Here is a 17,190-nt window from a genome sequence, read left to right on the forward strand (position 1 = left end):
GGCTAACTATGTCCGTGCCATTGCTGACCATTTCCCGCGGTGACAGCGTGACCGCCTGGGAGCTCTCTCCCACGACTGCAATCTATTATCCCGGCACACCCGCTCCAGCGCGAGATTCGCAAAACTATCATTATATCAACGGGTTCGTTGACGTCGGCGATCTTCCTTGTCGCGTCGCCACCTGGCGCGACGTGGCAACTCGCACCGTTTCCTTAAAGACCGACTGGGAAGTCGAAAGCCTAAACCTCCCCGGCAGCAATCGCCGCGTCGAATTCACCCAGTTCCGATACCGCCCTACCCGCCTCAACCGCTGGTGCAGAACGCGAATTGCCGCGCCCGAAGATCGCTACTGCTCCTTCCGCCTCACCACCTGCGGCGGCATCCATATCTGGGTCGAGGGCGAACTTGCAGCTCGTTTCGAACCTTTCACGCGCAACGAGTCGCACGATACTGTTGTCCACCTGCCGATCAAGGCCACTGGCAGCGAAGTCATTATCCTGACCGAGGAGATCGCCGAACGCGACACCAACTGGTTCTTCGAGCTCAGCCTGATCGACAAGGTCCAGCTCGACATTTTCCTCCCCGGCGCCGAGATCGGTGAACAGGCGGGTTCCCTCAAGGCCCTTGCCGCCCAGGTCCGTTGCCGCGGCGAAGTGATGAGTGCGAGTGCAGATGAGGACGTGGTTCTCCTCTTCGATACGCCGTCAGCGATGGATGTCGAAATCGAGGTCAGTTTCGCCAGCACATCGCACACCCATGCCAGCGCGCTCAGACGCAGGATAACCCTCAGAGCCGGCGCCACCGAGGTGTTTGTCTGCCATGCCAGCGAACTGGACGATGGCTACTATAATGTCCCTCTGATTTTTTGCATCGGCAAATCCCGCGTCGAGCGTGTCATCGGCTGCGCCGTCCTCCACGCCCTCGAGCCTCAGTTTATCCCCGGCGACCTCGCCGCCCGCAAGCGCGTCGCCCTCGATCACGCGGCTCGCCACGGCGAACACCGCATGGGTACGGTCGTCGCGCTTTTCGAAACCGGCCATAACGACGACCCGCGCATTCGCCCCATCCTCGAGGACACGCTCACGTCGCTCGAGGAACGACGGGACTGCGCCGACTTTGTTGCCGTCCCCCTTCTCTGGGCCTATCACCGCCATGCTGTCGGCTTCCCTCGGGATCTGCGGACGCGGCTCGAGCAGGTCCTTCAGGGGTTCCGGTATTGGGTGGATGAGCCCGGCAATGACGTCATGTGGTTCTGGAGTGAAAACCACGCGCTCTGCTTCCACGTCTCCCAACTTCTCGCCGGCCTCGCCTGGCCCAACGCAACCTTCTCCGCCTCCGGCCGCACCGGTCGCGAGCAGGCCGTAATCGCCACGGAGCGCCTAAACCTCTGGTTCGACGCCGTCGAGGAAGACGGTCTCGCCGAGTGGAATTCATCGGCCTATTATCCCGTCGATTTCATCGGCTTGCTCGCCCTCGCCGAACTCGCGCCCGAGCCCATCGCCTCGCGCGCCGAGGGCCTCTGCGATCGCATCTTCACCATGCTCTCGCTCCATACCCTCAACGCCGTACCGGCCGGCTCAATGGGTCGCGCCTATGACAAGGAACTGCGCGCCGGTCCCCTGACCGAACTCGCCCCCTTCGCCGCCGTCGCCTTCGGCAAAGGCTGGCTCAACAGCGGTGTCGCCTCCCTGCCCCTCTTTGCGGCCGGCCGCTACGAACCGCCGGCGGACCTCCAGCACTACGCCCAGCCGGGCGCTGGCCAAACCATCTCAGCGCAATACCGGCAAGGCTATGGCCCGGCCGCGTTGCTCACGCTGCACAAGACTGAGACCATTCAGCTGTCCACCAATAGCGGCGCCCGCGCCGGCGGCTACGGACATCAGCAGCACGTCATCGACCTGCGCTTTGCGACCCATCCAATGGCCCGCAGCTGGATCAACCATCCCGGCGAGGACGATCCGTGGGGCCACCAGCGACCGTCCTACTGGGCCGGCAACGGCAATCTGCCGCGCGTCCTGCAGGAAGGCGGCACCGCCCTCGTCCTTTATCGCCTCAACACCGATGCCCGGCTCGACTTCACCCACATTTACGCTTCCAACAGCGGCGTCGAGCATATCGTGCGCGGCGACACCCTCGTCCTGCGGGCCGGCACGGCCATGGTGGCCTACAAGGCGACGTCCCCGTTGCACGCCATCGTGACCGGCCCGGGTGCAGGCCTCGAATACCGCCAGTTTGGCCGCGAGCAGGGCTGGGCCGTGATCACCGCCGAAGGCCAGGATCTCGATAAGTTCGCCACTCAGGCCGCCGCACTGCGGCTTGATCTCAAGGATGACGGCACACGGCTCGTCCTTGCCGGCCCGGGCAGGCAAGATTTGACCCTGAGCTGGACTAGGTCGGCTGAGGAGGAGCAGCGCACCGCGCAGCTCACGGCCAAACCTGCCATTGTCGTGCGCTCGACGCCTTGACGCCGCGACGATCCGTCATGCCTCACTATCGTGCCGAACCGATCGCACCCGGGCCCTTCGAACCCAATTGGAACTCCCTCAAGAGCCAGTACCGTCCGCCCGACTGGTTTCGCGACGCCAAGTTCGGAGTCTGGGCGCATTGGGGTCCTCAGTGCCAGCCCGAAGCTGGCGACTGGTACGCGCGGCACATGTACGTGCAGGGCCATTGGCAATCCGATTATCACCGCAAGACATACGGCCATCCCGCCGATGCCGGCTTTATCGACGTGATCGGTGACTGGAAGGCCGAAAACTGGGACCCCGACGACCTGCTCGATCTCTATGTGAAGGCGGGGGCGAAGTATTTCGTGGCCATGGCCAATCACCACGACAATTTCGACAATTATGCCTCGCGCTGGCATGGCTGGAATTCGACTCGCATGGGACCGATGCGCGACATCGTCGGCATCTGGGCTGAGAAGACCCGTGCTCGCGGGCTCAAATTCGGGGCCTCCAACCACGGTGCCCATGTCTGGCACTGGTGGCAGCCCGCCTATGGCTATGATCCGGAAGGCAATCGCGCCGGCGAACGCTATGACGCGTCAAAACTGACGAAAGAAGATGGGGCCGGCACCTTCTGGGAAGGCCTCGACCCGCAGGACCTCTATGGCGGCGCGGTCATGCCCCTGCCCGACGGCATAACCGACGCGAAAAGCGCGGAACAATGGCACGAAGCCCACGATGGCATCTGGGACGAGGCGCCGCCGGAGGCCAATCGAGCCTTCGCCGAAAGCTGGTACCGCCGCTGCCGTGACCTGGTCGACAGGTACAGGCCGGACCTGCTCTATTTCGACAATCACGACCTGCCCCTGGGTCAGGCCGGTCTCGACATGGCCGCCCACTTCTACAATGCGTCCCTGGGCTGGAATGGCGGGCGCATGAAGGTGGTGCTCAACACCAAGCTCCTGCCCGGCGAGCGCGCCGGGGCCCTGGTGGAAGACGTCGAACGCGGTTTTCGCTCCGAGATCATCCCCCACCCCTGGCAGACCGATACCTGCATCGGCGACTGGCACTATCGGCGAGATATCTTCGAGAACAAGCAGTACAAATCAGCTGCTTCGGTCGTCCACAGGTTATGCGACGTCGTCGCCAAGAACGGCAACCTGCTGCTCAGCGTGCCGATCAGGGGCGACGGCACCATCGATGCCGAGGAACGGCGCATTGTCGAGGAGATCGGCGACTGGAATGCACGGCATGGGGAAGCGATTTTTGGCTCGCGTCCTTGGCGCGTCTCAGGCGAAGGCCCCACAACTCTTCCCGAAGGCCTCTTTGGTGAATCCTCCGTTAGCCCCTTCTCTGGCGATGACGTCCGTTTCACTACCAAAGACAACACGGTCTACGCCGCGACACTGGGCCCAAAGTCAGGTCCCCTCAGCATCTCCTCGCTCGCCGATAACTCCGCAACCGGCACTGGGCAAGTTGAGCACGTGGAAGTCATAGGATCCGAAGCAACGATCCCCTTCTCTCGAGATGAGACCGGCCTCCACCTCACCATCCCGGAGCGGGTTGGACACGCCTTCGGATTGGTTCTGCGGATCAGTGGACGCGGTTTGAGCTAGGCATCTCAACTTGAGCGGCAGCTCTGAGCCGCGGGGACGCCAGTCGCGGCGGTCGGCTGAAGTCGAGCACGACGCCCTTCTGGTAAGCCCATAGGTCGAGGTCGCGCGAGATGAACTCGGCGCCTTGATCGACACGGATTGATTGGGGATAGCCGACCTAGCGACAGACCCTTTCCAGCGCCAGAACCATTGCCTCCCCACGATAGCTGAACCTGGGATCAACCGCGAGCGAGAACCGCGAGAAGGTGTCCACGATCGCCAGGATGCGCAGTCCGCCGCTGAAGCGCAAATCCACTTCAGTGTTGCCAGCGAGATGAGGCCGCGAGGCACCGAGCCTGCGGAAGTGGAACGGGATTTCAAAAGGTTGATATGGCGATTACCCGAGCTACACCCACGACAAGTCGGCCCCAGGCCGAGCTGAGGCATGTCAGTCATGCTCAGGCTCCCTTTCTTCGAGTTCGTCGACTAGGCGGCTAGCCGAAGCTCCGAGCATTTCTTGCAGCAGTGCCTCTTCCGTAAGCGGTGTCCTACCCCCACCTTCCATGCTCGTGTCGGCCATGGGATTGCGCACTGGTTGATTTCAGAGCGGGAGTTTCTCCATGGACGCTGCAATGGAGGTTCTCACAAATGGCGGGAGGCGGCGTCGCAATCGGCAGTGGCCCGATGAGGTGAAGGCGCGGATTGTCGCCGAGACGTTGCGGCCGGGGGCGACAGTGAGCGAAGTTGCCCGGCGGCATGGGCTGAAGGCCAACCTGGCGGCCGCAGGCGCGGCCAACAATGCTGCAGTCAGCGGCGGGTTCATCCCCTCGCTCGTGTTCGGCATCCCCGGCGACGCCATCGCGGCCATCATCATCGGCGTGCATGACACTCATGTCTGGCCGCGGAGGAAATGGCAGCTTTCAGGCAAAAGTTGATAACTTGCAGACGGCATACAAGGTGAAGGGTTTCGGACTGTCCGCTTCTGATCAGGATCGAGCCAATCCAGACGGCTTAACGCGCAGCGTACGGCCACATCACGTGATCGCTGTCGATGACAAAAGCATGGCTGTGGCTGTGCCCTGCCTGCACATGCCGTGAACCTTGTAGATGCGGATGGTCGGCAGGGAGGTTGGCGTGGACATGTTCCAGCTCGACCGGGTCAGCGGCGGGCCACAGCCACAGCGCAGCGGCCATACCAAGTGTGGCGAAAGCACCCATAACGATAAAGGTTATGGGCAATCCGGCCGTCGCGCCGAGCCAGCCGGCCAGCGGATAGGTGATTAGCCAGATGGCATGCGACAAGGCGAACTGTGCCGCAAAAAGGGCGGGCCGGTCTTCGGGATGAGACGAGCGCCGGATCAGCCGGCCAGACGGCGTCTGGGTCGCGGAATAGCCGATACCGATGACGAACCACAGGGCCAGCAGCACGCCATAGGACGGCAAGAGGCTCCCCGCCAACATCGTCAGCACCAGAATGCCGGCGCCGGACAACATCACGGGCCGGTCGGCATATCGATCCAGCAACCGGGGCAGCGCGAATGCCGCCAGCATGGAGCCACCGCCGAACGCGGCGAGCGCGAAGGCCGTGGACTGCTGGTCGAGGCCGAAACGCGATTGCACAAGAACGACCGTGTTGACGATGACCATGGCCCCGGCGGCTGAGACGGCGAAGGTCATCGCCAGAAGGCCGCGCAATCGGGGTGTCTTGAGGTAGATGCGCATGCCGCGCGTCGTACGGTCGTAGATACCGCGGGGGGCAACCGGCTTTGGGCTGGGCAATACCACCGACACGACCAGAAGCGCCGATACTATGAAGCCGATGACGGTGCCGACAAACAGGTTGTTGAAAGACATGACTGTCAGCAAGGCGGCCGCGAGCAAGGGACTGGCGACGCTTTCCAGATCATAGGCCAAGCGCGATAGCGATAGCGCCCGGGTATAATCCCGCTCGTCCGGGAGGATGTCCGGGATGGTGGCCTGGAAGGTCGGCGTGAAGGCCGCTGATGCCGACTGCAGGACGAAGATGAGGATGTAGACCTGCCAGATCTCGGTCACGAACGGGAGCAGTACGGCGATGGCCGCCCGGACCAGATCGAGGCTGACCAGCATCGCCCGCCGCGGCAGACGCTCGGCAAAGGCAGAGGCCACCGGCGCCACGGTCACATAGGCGACCATCTTGATGGCCAGGGCCGTGCCGAGCACCGCGCCCGCATCGTCGCCGGCCAGGCTGAAAGCCAGCAGCCCCAGAGCCACAGTGGCCAGCCCGGTGCCGACCAGCGCCACGATCTGTGCCGTGAACAGGTGACGATAGGTGCGATTGGCGAGGATGGAGAGCATGTCAGAGATACCGGGCGATGTCGCGGAACTGGTCGATCGTGGAGCGACTGTCATCGTCCAGCGTTCCGACAGCGTCTTCGAGGCAATGATCGAGATGATCGTGGATCAGCGCCTTTTTGGCCTGGGTGATGGCCTTTTCAACGGCATGCAATTGCTGGGCGATATCGAGGCAAGGCTTGCCGCTCTCGATCATGGCGATGACCGAGTTGAGGTGACCGCCGGCGCGCTTGAGGCGCTTGACAATATCGGGATGGGAGGCATGGACATGTTCATTCATGCGGCCAGCGTATCCCCCTGGGGGGATGAGTCAAGGGGGCGAATTTCGCCCCCTTGCTCGTCAAATGAGCTTTCGAAGCTCCTGATAATCGCCACCGGTGCGCAGCGTCACCGTCACGTCCTGGTCACCCCGATTGCGGAAGAACCAGCCATGCGTTCCTGAAATCGGTGGAACGAGCTGGCCGCTGTCGGAGGCAACCCCCCGGCCTTCCTCATAGGTCAGCGACTGGCCTTCGCCCTCGCCATGTGCATCGAAATTGATGACGCCGCCGTCGACCACGAATTCATAGGTGGCGACCGAACCGGCTGCCATGACCAGCTTGTATTCGGTCCCTTCCATCGGGGTCAGGGTGAATGTGACTTCATCGCGCCATTGCGGGGCGGCGGCTACCGGTTCGACGGCTTCGACCGGGGCCGTTGTCGTGGGGAGCGGAGCGGTCGCCACTGATGCCGGTTGCGCCGGAACAAGCAACTGCTCGAGGGCAGCAACGCGCTGCGCCAATTGTTGCAGTTCAGCCGAACTGGCACTGGTCGCGGGGGTGAATGCGGTGTCGGGGCCGAGGCCGGCGCGCATCTGCGCACTCAGCCGTTCTTCATCCGCAGCCTCCTGGGCGAGCTGCATCTTGATCTCGCCCATCGTCGTCAGCCCGGTGAGCCGGCCGAAGCCGGTGACATCCAGTCCGTACTCGGACGGGAGGACTACCGTGACCAGGATGGCCACGGCGCTTACGCTGGCGATGATGGTCGAGCGGACGAGTTTTTCCATGGTGGGCAGGTCGGCCTTGTTGGGGAAGTCTGTGTTGTACATGGCGAAAGGTCCTTACGGGACGACCACGAGGCCGACGAGCTGGTAACCGAACAGCACGAAGCCGGCGCACATCATGGCGACATTGGCGGAATAGGCGAGGGTCCAGAACGAGCGCGTGCGGCGCCAAAAGCCCATGACGATGAGGATTGTCGCGAGCGCCACCAATTGCCCGATTTCGACCCCGACATTGAAGGCGATGAGATTGGGCAGGAGTCCATCTTAGGACATGTTGTATTCGAGCACCTTGGTGGCGAGGCCGAGGCCGTGAAACAGGCCGAAGATCAGCGTCGCCACCTTGGTATTGGGCTGGAAGCCCAGCCAGCGCTGGAAGGCACCAATATTGTCGAGGGCCTTGTAGACCACCGAGAGCCCGATAATGGCATCGATGAAATAGGAGCTGATGGCTCAGTTGAAGTAGACGCCAAGCACCATGGTGGTGGAATGGCCGATGGCGAAGAGCGACACGTAAATGCCGATATGCTCCATCCGGTAGAGAAAGAAGATCACCCCTAGCAGGAACAGGATGTGATCGTAGCCGGTGATCATGTGCTTGGCCCCGAGATAGACATAGGGCAGCAGGTTCCAGCCGGTGATTTCGGCGATATAGCCGGCGTCGCTTGTGTCGACGCCATGAGCATTGGCAGCGCCGGTCAAGGCGAGCAGAGCCAAGAGTGCGAGACTGCCGATCAGCCATGATGGCCGACCCGCCCGCGAAAGATGCAGGGACATAAGGGTTATCCGTGATGCGTTGAAACGGCGCCGGTCAAGGCGCGTCGGATCACAGGACCTGTCTGGGTGGGCGCTCGAGGCCCGGGGGCGCTCGCTCGGTGAACGTGTCGAGGAGACTGACCAGGAAGGACTGCGGCAGATCGGGCGTTGAGAGGGCCCAGATCGGTAACCCGCAGGGCACGTCATGGGCATGCTCTATGGAGTCGTGTGCGTCGGAAACATCGCCAGCGTGGGAATCGCCGTGGCTCTCCAGGTCCTCGATCATCGTGGCCGATGACAAGACATGCGCGGCATTGGCCGAGACCGGCGCGGCCAACATGACGCTGGCGAGAACCAGCACCATCAGGATCAGCGATGTCAGTTTGCGAAACGACATGAGAGGAGATTGCGGCATTGACGTTAAGAAGCCGCTAACCTTTCGAGGTCCGCTTTGAGTCAGCTGAAAAGGCGCGGCCAACGACCGGAATGGGGTCGTGAGCAGCCGATCGGGAATGCGCCCCATTCCGGCCATGGAGGAGCAGGCAACGACTTGCCAAGAGCAGACGCTTAGTTAGAGCGCCAATCGGTCTTGACTGCTTGTCCCTCGGAGGTGCCATGTTGAATGGTTGCCAACGGATTTGCTCATGCCAGACACTCGCTCCCCCCGGCTCGCCGTCCTAATCGATGCCGACAATGCCTCTGCCCGAATTGCCGATGGCCTGTTCGAGGAAATAGCCAAAATCGGCGAGGCGAGTGTCCGGCGCATCTATGGAGACTTTTCCAGCTCGCGTTCGAAGGCGTGGGCTGACGTGTTGTCGAAGCACGCGATTATTCCCCAACAGCAGTTCGCTTACACAACTGGGAAGAATGCCTCCGACATCACGTTGGTGATCGACGCTATGGACCTCCTGCACAGCGGGAGATTTGACGGTTTCTGCCTGGTGTCATCGGACAGTGACTTCACGCGGCTTGCTGCTCGCATCCGAGAGCAGGGCATTGATGTGTTTGGGTTCGGCGAGCAGAAGACGCCGGAAAGTTTTCGGCAGGCTTGTCGCCGGTTCGTCTACACCGAAAACCTGTTGCCCGAGGCACCGGCGAACGTGGAGGACTCGAGCGCAAAAGCTGCGCCACTTCAGTTGCCTACGGATGCAGTACCAATCTTGATGCGGGTTATTGAGCAGATGGACACCGAAGACGGCTGGGTGCCGCTCGGCGCAGTAGGCAATCAGCTTGCAAATTTAGCCCCCGACTTCGACCCGCGAACTTTTGGGTTCCGCAAGCTTAGCGATCTCGTACGGCAAACTGAGGCGTTTGAGCTCGATCACCCCGAAGGACGCGCACTTCGCATCCGAGCTAAACAGCAGCCAAGAAAAAAGCGCAGTTGACCGTCGAGGGAGCTTTCGCCTTTGCGCCCCATTCCGGCCATTCACTCCGCCGCTCCTCGTTCCTGAAAGCGGCCGGTCCGCTTCGGTCGAGAACGTTGCACCGGTTGCCTCGATGTCGACGTTGTCGGCACGGACGGTGTGCTGCACGGGCTGCGTCGAACGGGCCGGGCCGTCCGCGAACCGGCGGACGGTGTCGGTGCCGGCGGGATGCCGGTTGCTACGGACGCTGCGCTGGGCGGTCGGCTTGGCCATTGTAAGTAGGATCTGCCCGCCGGCGGACCGCTTATGTGCAAATAAAGTTGTCTGCACGCCCTTCCGCTGCAACAAGAAGGCAGCTCTGGAGGAGACATGAGACTACCGATTATCGCTGCAGCCATCGCGCTGCTCGGAATGCTGCCGGTTCAAGCCCAGGAGTGGCGCGTCAACTTCAGCATGTGCGGGCGCGACCGCACCACCTGCGTGGTCGACGGCGACACGATCTGGCTGCAAGGCGTGAACCTGCGGCTCGAGAGCTACGACACCCCGGAGCCTTACAACGATATCTGCGGCGGCCAAGCCGAGGTGGCGCTGGCGAAACGGGCCAGCGCGCGGCTGCTGCAGCTGCTCAACGATAACCCTTTCACGGTCGAGGCCCACAACACCGACCGCTATGGAAGGACCCTGGCGACCATTCGCATCGGCGGAACGGACGTCGGAGATATCCTCATAAGCGAAGGGCTGGCCAGGCGCTGGCCGAATGGCGACGAGTTCTGGTGCTAACGCATGCCGGTCGAGACCAAGGAAATCTTCCTGGACGACGTACCTGACCTGACGTCGCGGCTGGCCAGGATCAGAGCGATGGCATTGGAGATCGAGCGGCTGCCGGATGACACGTATGCCCCGGTCGGGAGTATTCTCGAACAGGTGGAGTGGTACTCGCTGGCCGCGGTGACGAAGTCCACGTCGAACGCCCATGCATTTTGCTCCTTGGTAGAGCAGCGAAACACCATAGCGGCATCCGCGATCGTCCGCATGCAGATCGAAACCGCCATGCGAATGTTCGGTCTGACCCTCGTCGCCGACGTGGAAGCTGCCGGCGACCACCTCATGGAAGGCAAAAAGTACGGCCAACTCCGGGCACGTGACGGCACCAAGCTAGCCGATAAGATCCTGCATGAGAGGCTGTCGGCAGAATATGAATGGGTCACCAAAGCCTACGAGGATACGTCCGCATTCGTCCATCTGGACGGTGAGAACATCCGATCGAAGCTGGTGCACCTTAGTATGGGCGCCTTCTTCAATCTATCTGGGGTTGATGCCCAACGTCCTGAGCACGCCTATTTCCACCTCGCCGATACGTTCTTCATCGCGCTGCGGATGACACGGAACATCCTCGCTGATTTCCTCGCCACCCGTCCCCAACCCCAAGAGCGTGCTTTGCGGCTGGCTGCGTTCCGGCGGGCTCGGGAACGAGGTGGCTCCTAGGTTCTGTTCTGAGGCTTGCCGGCTTGACGAACCGCTGCCACATTTGGTGCGGGGTTGGGGGCAACTGCATGGGACTACCGGATAATCTGTCGGACCTGATCGACTTCGACGTCGCCACGCTGAAGGTCAAGAGCCGCGAGAGCCGCAAGCTCGAGTTCAAGGAGAGTTTTGTTAGGGGCCAACTTGCATCGTACGAACGCACCATGGCAGCCTTCGCCAACGCGCTCGGCGGAACCATCATCTTCGGCGTTTCTGACAGGCCGAGGCTGATAGTCGGCACCGACCCCGCTGGCTTCATGGACGAAGCGGAGATTACTACCCGGCTCAAGGCTGACTTCTCCCCCGAGATCCCGTTCGAGAGCAGGTCGTATGAAGTCGGTGGCCTTACGCTGCTGGCATTCTGTGTGCAGCCGGGTGTCGATCGACCTGTCATCTGCCAAAAGACGCAGAGCAAGTTGACGCATGATGCCCAGGGCGGGAACCCCCGCCAGGACGTCGTCATCCGGGAGGCGACTGTCTATTATCGATACTCGGCCCAGACCAGCCCAATCCTATATACTGAATTCAGGGCCCTGCTCGACGAGCGCGAGGAGCGACGCCTGCGGATCATCATGGAGACGCTCAAGGCGGTGGAGCGTGTCGGGTACGAGAAGGTCGGCGTCGTAGATGCAACAAGCTTCGGGGATCCGGCGAAGGCTACAAACCTCTACGTCTCTAAGGAAACGGCCAAGTCGATGAATTTCATCGATCACGGGCGCTTCACCGAGAGCACGGACGAAAGCTCGCCGGCGTATTTGGTAGTCGGCAAGGTCTCCCTTGGCGAGGTAGTGCACGCGCCGATGGAGGACGCAGACAAGAACTTGCCGAGTGAGGTCGCGGAAACGCTGCTGCCGCTCGTCAGGGAGCTTTTCGGCAACGACGTTTCCCTGCCGACATCGGGCATCAAGCCACTGCTCGAGGGGTTCGGGCTTATGGAGATGCCGTACCACGAGTTCGATACCAAAATCAGGCGGCGTTACGTAACCCGTGCCGGCATCGACGAGCTGAAGGTCAAGATGCGTGCCGAACCCCTCAAGGCCCTGCAGAGCTTCGCGTCGCAAAAGGTAATCAAGGCGTACGAGGATAGCCTGGCTGCCGCACCGGCAGAAGCTCCGGCAGCAGAGCCAGCCCCTGCGGCCTGATTAAGTTCCCCGCCAACTTCCCCACCCGAGTTGTGAAGTCCGTGGGGCACTTCCGGATAGGTGTGGGGGAAAAGAAACCTGCTCGCCCTGACTTAAAATCCATAGGCGTTCCGTCGAAAGTGCTCGTACGATTTCAGCCATGAGCTCCGGATTCGCGCACCGCCCGTATGTCACCGTGACTCCTTCGCCCAACGGATGGGATATCGTCACGCAACGGTCGTCCTCCGGAAGAACTGACTTGAGCTTTTTTCAACTGGTCACTCAGTGCGGCCCCAGGTGCAAACTTGATTATAGGTTCGGGAATAAGGATGACAACGCCATTGGCAAGGTGGCCGGCTCGGCCGGCCCTTGCTGCGGCATTCAGCAGTTCGTGACCTTCAAGGTCTTCGCGCTCGCCCTGATTTTCGCCAGCTCGCTTGTCTCCAGCCAAGACCGCCAAATGGGCAGGCAGGTTCAAGCCCTGTGCTAGCGTTGGCGTCGCAACGATCACTCTGGCGCCATCGCTTCAACGTGGCGGTGCTCAACGCGTTAGTTCCTGCTCCGGGAAACCGCTGAACGAAATAGAGCGCGCGCTGGGTGGTGACCGGATGACAAATCCAAAACTGCCAAAATGTGCCCGCAGGCGCGCGAACTGATCGCTACATTCATCCCTCAGGACTGTCCTTCGTCATGGGCCTGATCTCACGCATGGCAGAGGAATTGGATGCGGCGGGCGCATAGGAAGATTTAGACGAAAGCACGCTTAAGAGCCTTACTGCAGCCGTCGGGCGGGGCTTCGCCACAGTCGGCAAGCTCGAGTTTGCCAATTCCCGGCGTGACATCCTCGGTCGTGTGCAACTGCACAAAATCTATGATGAGAGGCGCCAAATCGTCGATCTCGACTTCGACGATGATCTTTAGGTCTGACTAGCTCTCGGCCGATCCTGCGTGCCGAACGTCTGCTTAGGAAGACCGCTGACCATGAGCTGTCAGTCCACTTACGGCCCCCAACCGGCCCATATTAGTCAGAACATTGTACGCGTCAGGCGTCGGCGACAGCATCGTTTACAATGTCAATCTACGGATTTCGTCGCAAGGCACGATGATTGGAAGTTGAGCGTTGACTAGCTTAGACCTTGTGTGAAAACTTCCACTCAGATTTCACCCCGACGTGGTGGTGTCAAAATTTCCGTAGCGAAAACAATAACTTAAGGTAACGGATTGCTCTTAAGGGAATCCAGGTTCCCCAGCCAAAAATTCCTTTAGGCTGTCGGCGCGTTCCAAATCTGGGCTAGGGAAACAGATCAATATGGGGCCACAGCAATTATTCCCCCGCTGGGTAACTTTGGGTTTGTTGTTTCTTACCCTTTTTGGCTTTAGCAGTCTGCTGTGGTTCGCATTGCAGCCGTTCATCAACTTTGCACCAACGATAAGTCCCGTTTAACCTGCCGCCGTTGCCCTGGCGGATCGGACCGATCAAGCAGGCTCCCGAAATACTGCGGATGCAATTGGCTGTCAGCGCGCACCTCGCGTTCAATATCGTCCTCGCGGTGATATTTCTGCCCCTCATCGTCCCGGTGACCCGGCTGATCGCCCGCCTCACCCCCGATAAGTCGGGTCCCGTGGCCGAAGGCCCGCGCCACCTCGACGAGGCGGCGCTCTCCGATCCCCCCGCCGCCCTCGCTGCCGCAGCGCGCGAAACCTTGCGGGTGGGCGACATCGTTGGCTCCATGCTGGAAAATACGCTCAACGGCCTGCGCAGGAACGATGAGTCGCTGTGCCAGAGCGTCTATGCGCTGGACGATCAAGTCGACCGTCTGGAGAACGCCATCAAACTCTACCTGGCTCAGCTCGACCAATCTGGATTGGACGGGCCGACGAAGCAGAAATTTACAGCTACCCTCGACTACGCCATCAACCTCGAACACGTAGGGGACATCATAGAACGTAGTCTGTCGCGCATGGCGATGAAGAAGATCGAGAGCAATCTCCGCTTTTCAACCGAAGGCTCGGGGGAGATCGAGGAGATGTTCCTCGAAACCATCGACAATCTGCAACTGGCGCAAGGCGTATTCCTCAGCCAGGACCCTACCTTGGCGCGCAGGCTGATGGAGAGCAAACTGGTGATCCGTGGGCTCGAGCGCAGTTCGACCCGTAGCCACATGAGCCGCCTCAAGGACAAGCACCCCGACACCCTCCAGACCAGCGCCCTCCACCTCGATTTGCTGCGCGATCTCAAGCGCATCAACGCGCATCTGATTTCCGTGGCGAATCCCATTCTCGAAGAAGCTGGCCTGCTCCGCGAGAGTCGTCTGCGCAAGGAACAGGCACGGTAGGTGACATCTTAGGGTGCACGACGAAATTTGGCACGCCTCGGACCGCATCTGAGCGCTGCATTTCGGACACCCAGACCGCGCCGCTTTCTCCGATTTGCAAACGAAACGTCTCGGCCCTCAAGGCAATCTTCCGGCCTTGGGCGATCTACATCCTGATTGCCGCGGCGCTTGGCGGTGTTTATGGCGGTTCTTCACCCCGACGGAGGCCGGTGCCATCGGTGCGAAATGGGGGACTCTGCGCGGCCCTGTTCCCGTGGCCCCTCAGACAGAGGACACCTGGTTCCGCCCCGCGCGCTTGGACCGGTAAAGGCCGGCATCGGCTCGGGTCAGGATATCGCTGGCGAGGCGGTCGGGCACCGCGAACGCGCTGACACCGCAGCTGATCGTCGAGGCGTATCTCACCGTGTCGCGCAGCGTTACCGGCACCTGTGTCCTCAGCCGCTCGGCAATGTCGAGGGCATCACTGACATCGGTGCCGGGCATGACGATGACGAATTCGTCGCCGCCGAGGCGCGCGACCACGTCGCTTTTGCGTAGGTTCTCGCGGCAGAGCCGCGCGATCTCCACCAGGGCCGCGTCGCCGGCGTGGTGGCCCAACTCGTCGTTGAGGCGCTTGAAGTCGTCGACGTCGAAAACGACCACCGCAGTCTGCGCCTTCTGCTGGGCAAACGCGGCATGGCGCTCGTCGAGCGTTTCGAGAAGCTTGCGGCGATTGTAAAGGCCCGTCAGCGCGTCGGTTTCACTCAACAGCCGCAGCTCTTACTGCACTGCGTTCTTTTCTGTGATGTTGCTGGCGATCCAGACCACGGCCTCTTCGCCGTCGACCTCGAACGGCAGCGCCTGGACGCGCCCTTCGAACCAGATGGGGCGGGAATGGGCGGGGCCGTCGCCAGCGCCTTTCACGTCGCGGCCGCTGAGCTCATATTCGACAATGTGGAGCAACTGGCTGTTGAGCGCTTCGGCGATCTGGCTGGCAAACCAGGCCGCCTTTTCCTCCGCCATCACCTCGAACATGCTGCGCCCTGCAAGGCCACTGCTGTCGTGATAGTGCCTCGTGTCCTTGCCGCCGAACACGGCCGCGTAGCGGCCGCTACGCGTCAAGATGAAGGCGGGGTCCGGCAGGGAGGAGAGGATGGCGGTCAGGTGCTGCTGGGTAAACACGGCAAGACCTGTCCTACGCTGGCCGATACGTCAGCGAATGCTCGCGCCGGTGCGCCGAGGCTGCGCCAACCAGCGCGAAGCCGCCATGTGCCACCTTGTTTATCGTCATCTCGACCTCCCAGGAGCATGGAGGCCCTGCCCTGGAATCGAACCAGGGGTGCCGGGAGTTGCAATCCCGTGCGTAACGCTCCGCCACAGGGCCATCGATCGCCAAGATAGGGCGAGGAATTTAGCTCGCGGTTAACGGGCCGACCGACCGCGGAACGGGCCCCGGCTTGCAACCCGTTGACCTTTTGGGCGCCCCGGGTGGTTAGGCAGGGCAAGCTTGCCGTACCGGCAGACAGTGTGATCTAACCTTGGTCAGTCCAGCGACGAGCAGATCCGACCAATGAATGATGATGATCTGGCAATTGCTGTTGCCGAGACGACGCCTGCCATGCTGTGGATGGGCGACGAAAACGGGCGCTGCCTGTTTTTGAACGAGGCACTGCGGAAATTCTGGGGCGTGGACCCGGAGAACCTGGACGCGTTTGTTTGGTCGTCGACACTCCATCCCGACGACATCGAGACCTTGCAAGCCCCGTTCGTCCAAGCGATGCGCGATCACACCCCGTTCTCCGTGGAAGCGCGGTATCGGCGTGCCGATGGTGCGTTCCGCATCATGCGCACCCAGGCAAATCCGCGCTTCGACAAGGCCGGCCGCTTCCTGGGGATGGCCGGGGTCAACATCGATGTCACCGACCAGCGGGCCGCGGAGGAGCAGTCCCGCTATTTGTTGGGAGAAATCAATCACCGCACCAAGAATCTGCTTGCCGTGGTCCAGGCCATCGCCCGAAACACGGCCCGATCATCCTTGCCCGAGACATTCCTGGATACGTTTGCAGCGCGCTTGAGCGGCCTGGCCGCCAGCAACGACCTGCTGGTCGCGCAGGACTGGTCGTCCGTTCATCTCGCTGATCTCGTCATCGGCCAGTTGCGCACGATTGGGGCCGACGAAGATCTTCGGGTGACCATTGATGGGCCACCCATCCTTGTCTCGCCTCGGCATGCCCAGGTGATCGGCATGGCCATGCACGAACTGGCCACCAATAGCCTTAAACATGGTGCGCTTGCGCATCCCGAAGGACAACTGCGCATCGCCTGGAGTGGTGCGTCCGATGCGAACTGGGTTCTGGAATGGGATGAAAACCTGCCGTCAACGCTGACCCTGCCAGAGCGCAAGGGCTTCGGCCATGTGGTCATGGTCGATATGGTCAAGCGGGCAATCGAGGGCCAGGTGAACTTCGAGTTTCGACCCAGCGGCGTTCTGTGGCGTCTGACCGTGGAAGCCACCGACCCCGCTACCGCGACGACCGCGGAGAGTTGAGCCGGCTGGCGACGGCCTTGTTCCGGTGAGATGATCGGCCAGTCCCCGGTCGTCGCGCTGATGGCTCGGTGCCATGCGGGTGGGGGCGCTTAAGTCGCATATGAACGGCTCAAGCTGTGGCTTGCTACTCTCCCTGTGAACCTGGCC

At 61.5% G+C, this 17,190-nt stretch carries 16 protein-coding genes, 1 tRNA gene and 3 pseudogenes; 11 read left to right on the forward strand and 9 right to left on the reverse strand.

Annotated features, from left to right (window positions below; translation table 11 throughout):
- Nucleotides 1–8: 8 nt before the first annotated feature.
- Both IC608_RS06745 and IC608_RS06750 read left to right on the forward strand, forming a co-directional pair.
- On the forward strand, nucleotides 9–2,465 hold the full coding sequence (locus tag IC608_RS06745) for a hypothetical protein (RefSeq protein ID WP_191773862.1): 2,457 nt from the start codon (nucleotides 9–11) through the stop codon (nucleotides 2,463–2,465).
- A 17-nt stretch (nucleotides 2,466–2,482) separates the two neighbouring features.
- Nucleotides 2,483–4,063 (forward strand): alpha-L-fucosidase, encoded by a 1,581-nt coding sequence (locus tag IC608_RS06750; RefSeq protein WP_191773864.1) that lies wholly within the window; start codon nucleotides 2,483–2,485, stop codon nucleotides 4,061–4,063.
- Nucleotides 4,064–4,112: 49 nt separating this feature from the next.
- Here IC608_RS06750 and IC608_RS18055 read toward each other — a convergent pair.
- Nucleotides 4,113–4,334 (reverse strand): annotated as a pseudogene (locus IC608_RS18055) (integrase catalytic domain-containing protein); the annotation flags it as partial.
- 328 nt (nucleotides 4,335–4,662) lie between these two features.
- Here IC608_RS18055 and IC608_RS18060 point away from each other — a divergent pair.
- Together IC608_RS18060 and IC608_RS18560 are read left to right on the forward strand one after the other, a co-directional pair.
- Nucleotides 4,663–4,800, forward strand: a pseudogene (locus IC608_RS18060) (transposase); the annotation flags it as partial.
- A complete protein-coding gene (locus IC608_RS18560; RefSeq protein WP_428055130.1) occupies nucleotides 4,777–4,977 on the forward strand; it encodes a tripartite tricarboxylate transporter permease in 201 nt (66 codons plus the stop codon). The pseudogene IC608_RS18060 and the gene IC608_RS18560, both read left to right, overlap by 24 nt.
- A gap of 76 nt (nucleotides 4,978–5,053) precedes the next feature.
- Here IC608_RS18560 and IC608_RS06760 read toward each other — a convergent pair whose 3' ends face one another.
- From IC608_RS06760 to IC608_RS06780, 5 genes and pseudogenes are all read right to left on the reverse strand, one after another.
- Nucleotides 5,054–6,379 carry an MFS transporter gene (locus tag IC608_RS06760; protein WP_191773868.1) on the reverse strand — a complete coding sequence of 442 codons (1,326 nt, stop codon included), beginning with the start codon at nucleotides 6,377–6,379 and terminating at the stop codon, nucleotides 5,054–5,056.
- A 1-nt stretch (nucleotide 6,380) separates the two neighbouring features.
- Entirely contained in the window at nucleotides 6,381–6,656 is a 276-nt protein-coding gene (locus IC608_RS06765) for a metal-sensing transcriptional repressor (protein WP_191773870.1), read from the reverse strand.
- Nucleotides 6,657–6,716: 60 nt separating this feature from the next.
- Entirely contained in the window at nucleotides 6,717–7,463 is a 747-nt protein-coding gene (locus IC608_RS06770) for a hypothetical protein (protein ID WP_191773872.1), read from the reverse strand.
- Between the two features lie 12 nt (nucleotides 7,464–7,475).
- A pseudogene (locus IC608_RS06775) lies at nucleotides 7,476–8,192 on the reverse strand (HupE/UreJ family protein).
- Between the two features lie 49 nt (nucleotides 8,193–8,241).
- Nucleotides 8,242–8,568: a hypothetical protein gene (locus tag IC608_RS06780; RefSeq protein WP_191773874.1), complete on the reverse strand. Its 327-nt coding sequence runs from the start codon at nucleotides 8,566–8,568 to the stop codon at nucleotides 8,242–8,244.
- 247 nt (nucleotides 8,569–8,815) lie between these two features.
- On the opposite strand from IC608_RS06780, the gene IC608_RS06785 reads away from it, so the two are divergent.
- The 6 genes from IC608_RS06785 (at nucleotide 8,816) to IC608_RS06810 (ending at nucleotide 14,516) form a co-directional block, all read left to right on the forward strand.
- A complete protein-coding gene (locus tag IC608_RS06785) occupies nucleotides 8,816–9,556 on the forward strand; it encodes an NYN domain-containing protein (RefSeq protein WP_191773875.1) in 741 nt (246 codons plus the stop codon).
- 348 nt (nucleotides 9,557–9,904) lie between these two features.
- Complete coding sequence (locus tag IC608_RS06790) at nucleotides 9,905–10,315, forward strand: thermonuclease family protein (RefSeq protein ID WP_191773877.1); 411 nt, start codon at nucleotides 9,905–9,907, stop codon at nucleotides 10,313–10,315.
- A 3-nt stretch (nucleotides 10,316–10,318) separates the two neighbouring features.
- A complete protein-coding gene (locus IC608_RS06795; RefSeq protein WP_191773879.1) occupies nucleotides 10,319–11,020 on the forward strand; it encodes a hypothetical protein in 702 nt (233 codons plus the stop codon).
- A 68-nt stretch (nucleotides 11,021–11,088) separates the two neighbouring features.
- Nucleotides 11,089–12,201 carry an AlbA family DNA-binding domain-containing protein gene (locus tag IC608_RS06800; RefSeq protein ID WP_191773881.1) on the forward strand — a complete coding sequence of 371 codons (1,113 nt, stop codon included), beginning with the start codon at nucleotides 11,089–11,091 and terminating at the stop codon, nucleotides 12,199–12,201.
- Nucleotides 12,202–12,340: 139 nt separating this feature from the next.
- Nucleotides 12,341–12,670 carry a hypothetical protein gene (locus IC608_RS06805; protein ID WP_191773883.1) on the forward strand — a complete coding sequence of 110 codons (330 nt, stop codon included), beginning with the start codon at nucleotides 12,341–12,343 and terminating at the stop codon, nucleotides 12,668–12,670.
- 1,012 nt (nucleotides 12,671–13,682) lie between these two features.
- Nucleotides 13,683–14,516: a Na/Pi cotransporter family protein gene (locus IC608_RS06810; RefSeq protein WP_191773885.1), complete on the forward strand. Its 834-nt coding sequence runs from the start codon at nucleotides 13,683–13,685 to the stop codon at nucleotides 14,514–14,516.
- Nucleotides 14,517–14,777: 261 nt separating this feature from the next.
- Here IC608_RS06810 and IC608_RS17940 read toward each other — a convergent pair whose 3' ends face one another.
- The 3 genes from IC608_RS17940 to IC608_RS06820 all read right to left on the reverse strand — a co-directional run bounded on the left by IC608_RS17940 (nucleotide 14,778) and on the right by IC608_RS06820 (nucleotide 15,879).
- Nucleotides 14,778–15,263 (reverse strand): GGDEF domain-containing protein, encoded by a 486-nt coding sequence (locus IC608_RS17940; RefSeq protein ID WP_210316267.1) that lies wholly within the window; start codon nucleotides 15,261–15,263, stop codon nucleotides 14,778–14,780.
- 12 nt (nucleotides 15,264–15,275) lie between these two features.
- On the reverse strand, nucleotides 15,276–15,677 hold the full coding sequence (locus tag IC608_RS17945; RefSeq protein ID WP_210316268.1) for a nitrogen regulation protein NR(II): 402 nt from the start codon (nucleotides 15,675–15,677) through the stop codon (nucleotides 15,276–15,278).
- Nucleotides 15,678–15,804: 127 nt separating this feature from the next.
- A tRNA-Cys gene (locus IC608_RS06820) sits at nucleotides 15,805–15,879 on the reverse strand.
- A gap of 186 nt (nucleotides 15,880–16,065) precedes the next feature.
- Between IC608_RS06820 and IC608_RS06825 the strand changes: the two genes are divergently transcribed.
- Complete coding sequence (locus IC608_RS06825) at nucleotides 16,066–17,043, forward strand: sensor histidine kinase (RefSeq protein ID WP_191773886.1); 978 nt, start codon at nucleotides 16,066–16,068, stop codon at nucleotides 17,041–17,043.
- The last annotated feature ends 147 nt before the right edge of the window (nucleotides 17,044–17,190 follow it).

This window comes from Devosia oryzisoli (assembly GCF_014837245.1).
Lineage (GTDB): Bacteria > Pseudomonadota > Alphaproteobacteria > Rhizobiales > Devosiaceae > Devosia > Devosia oryzisoli.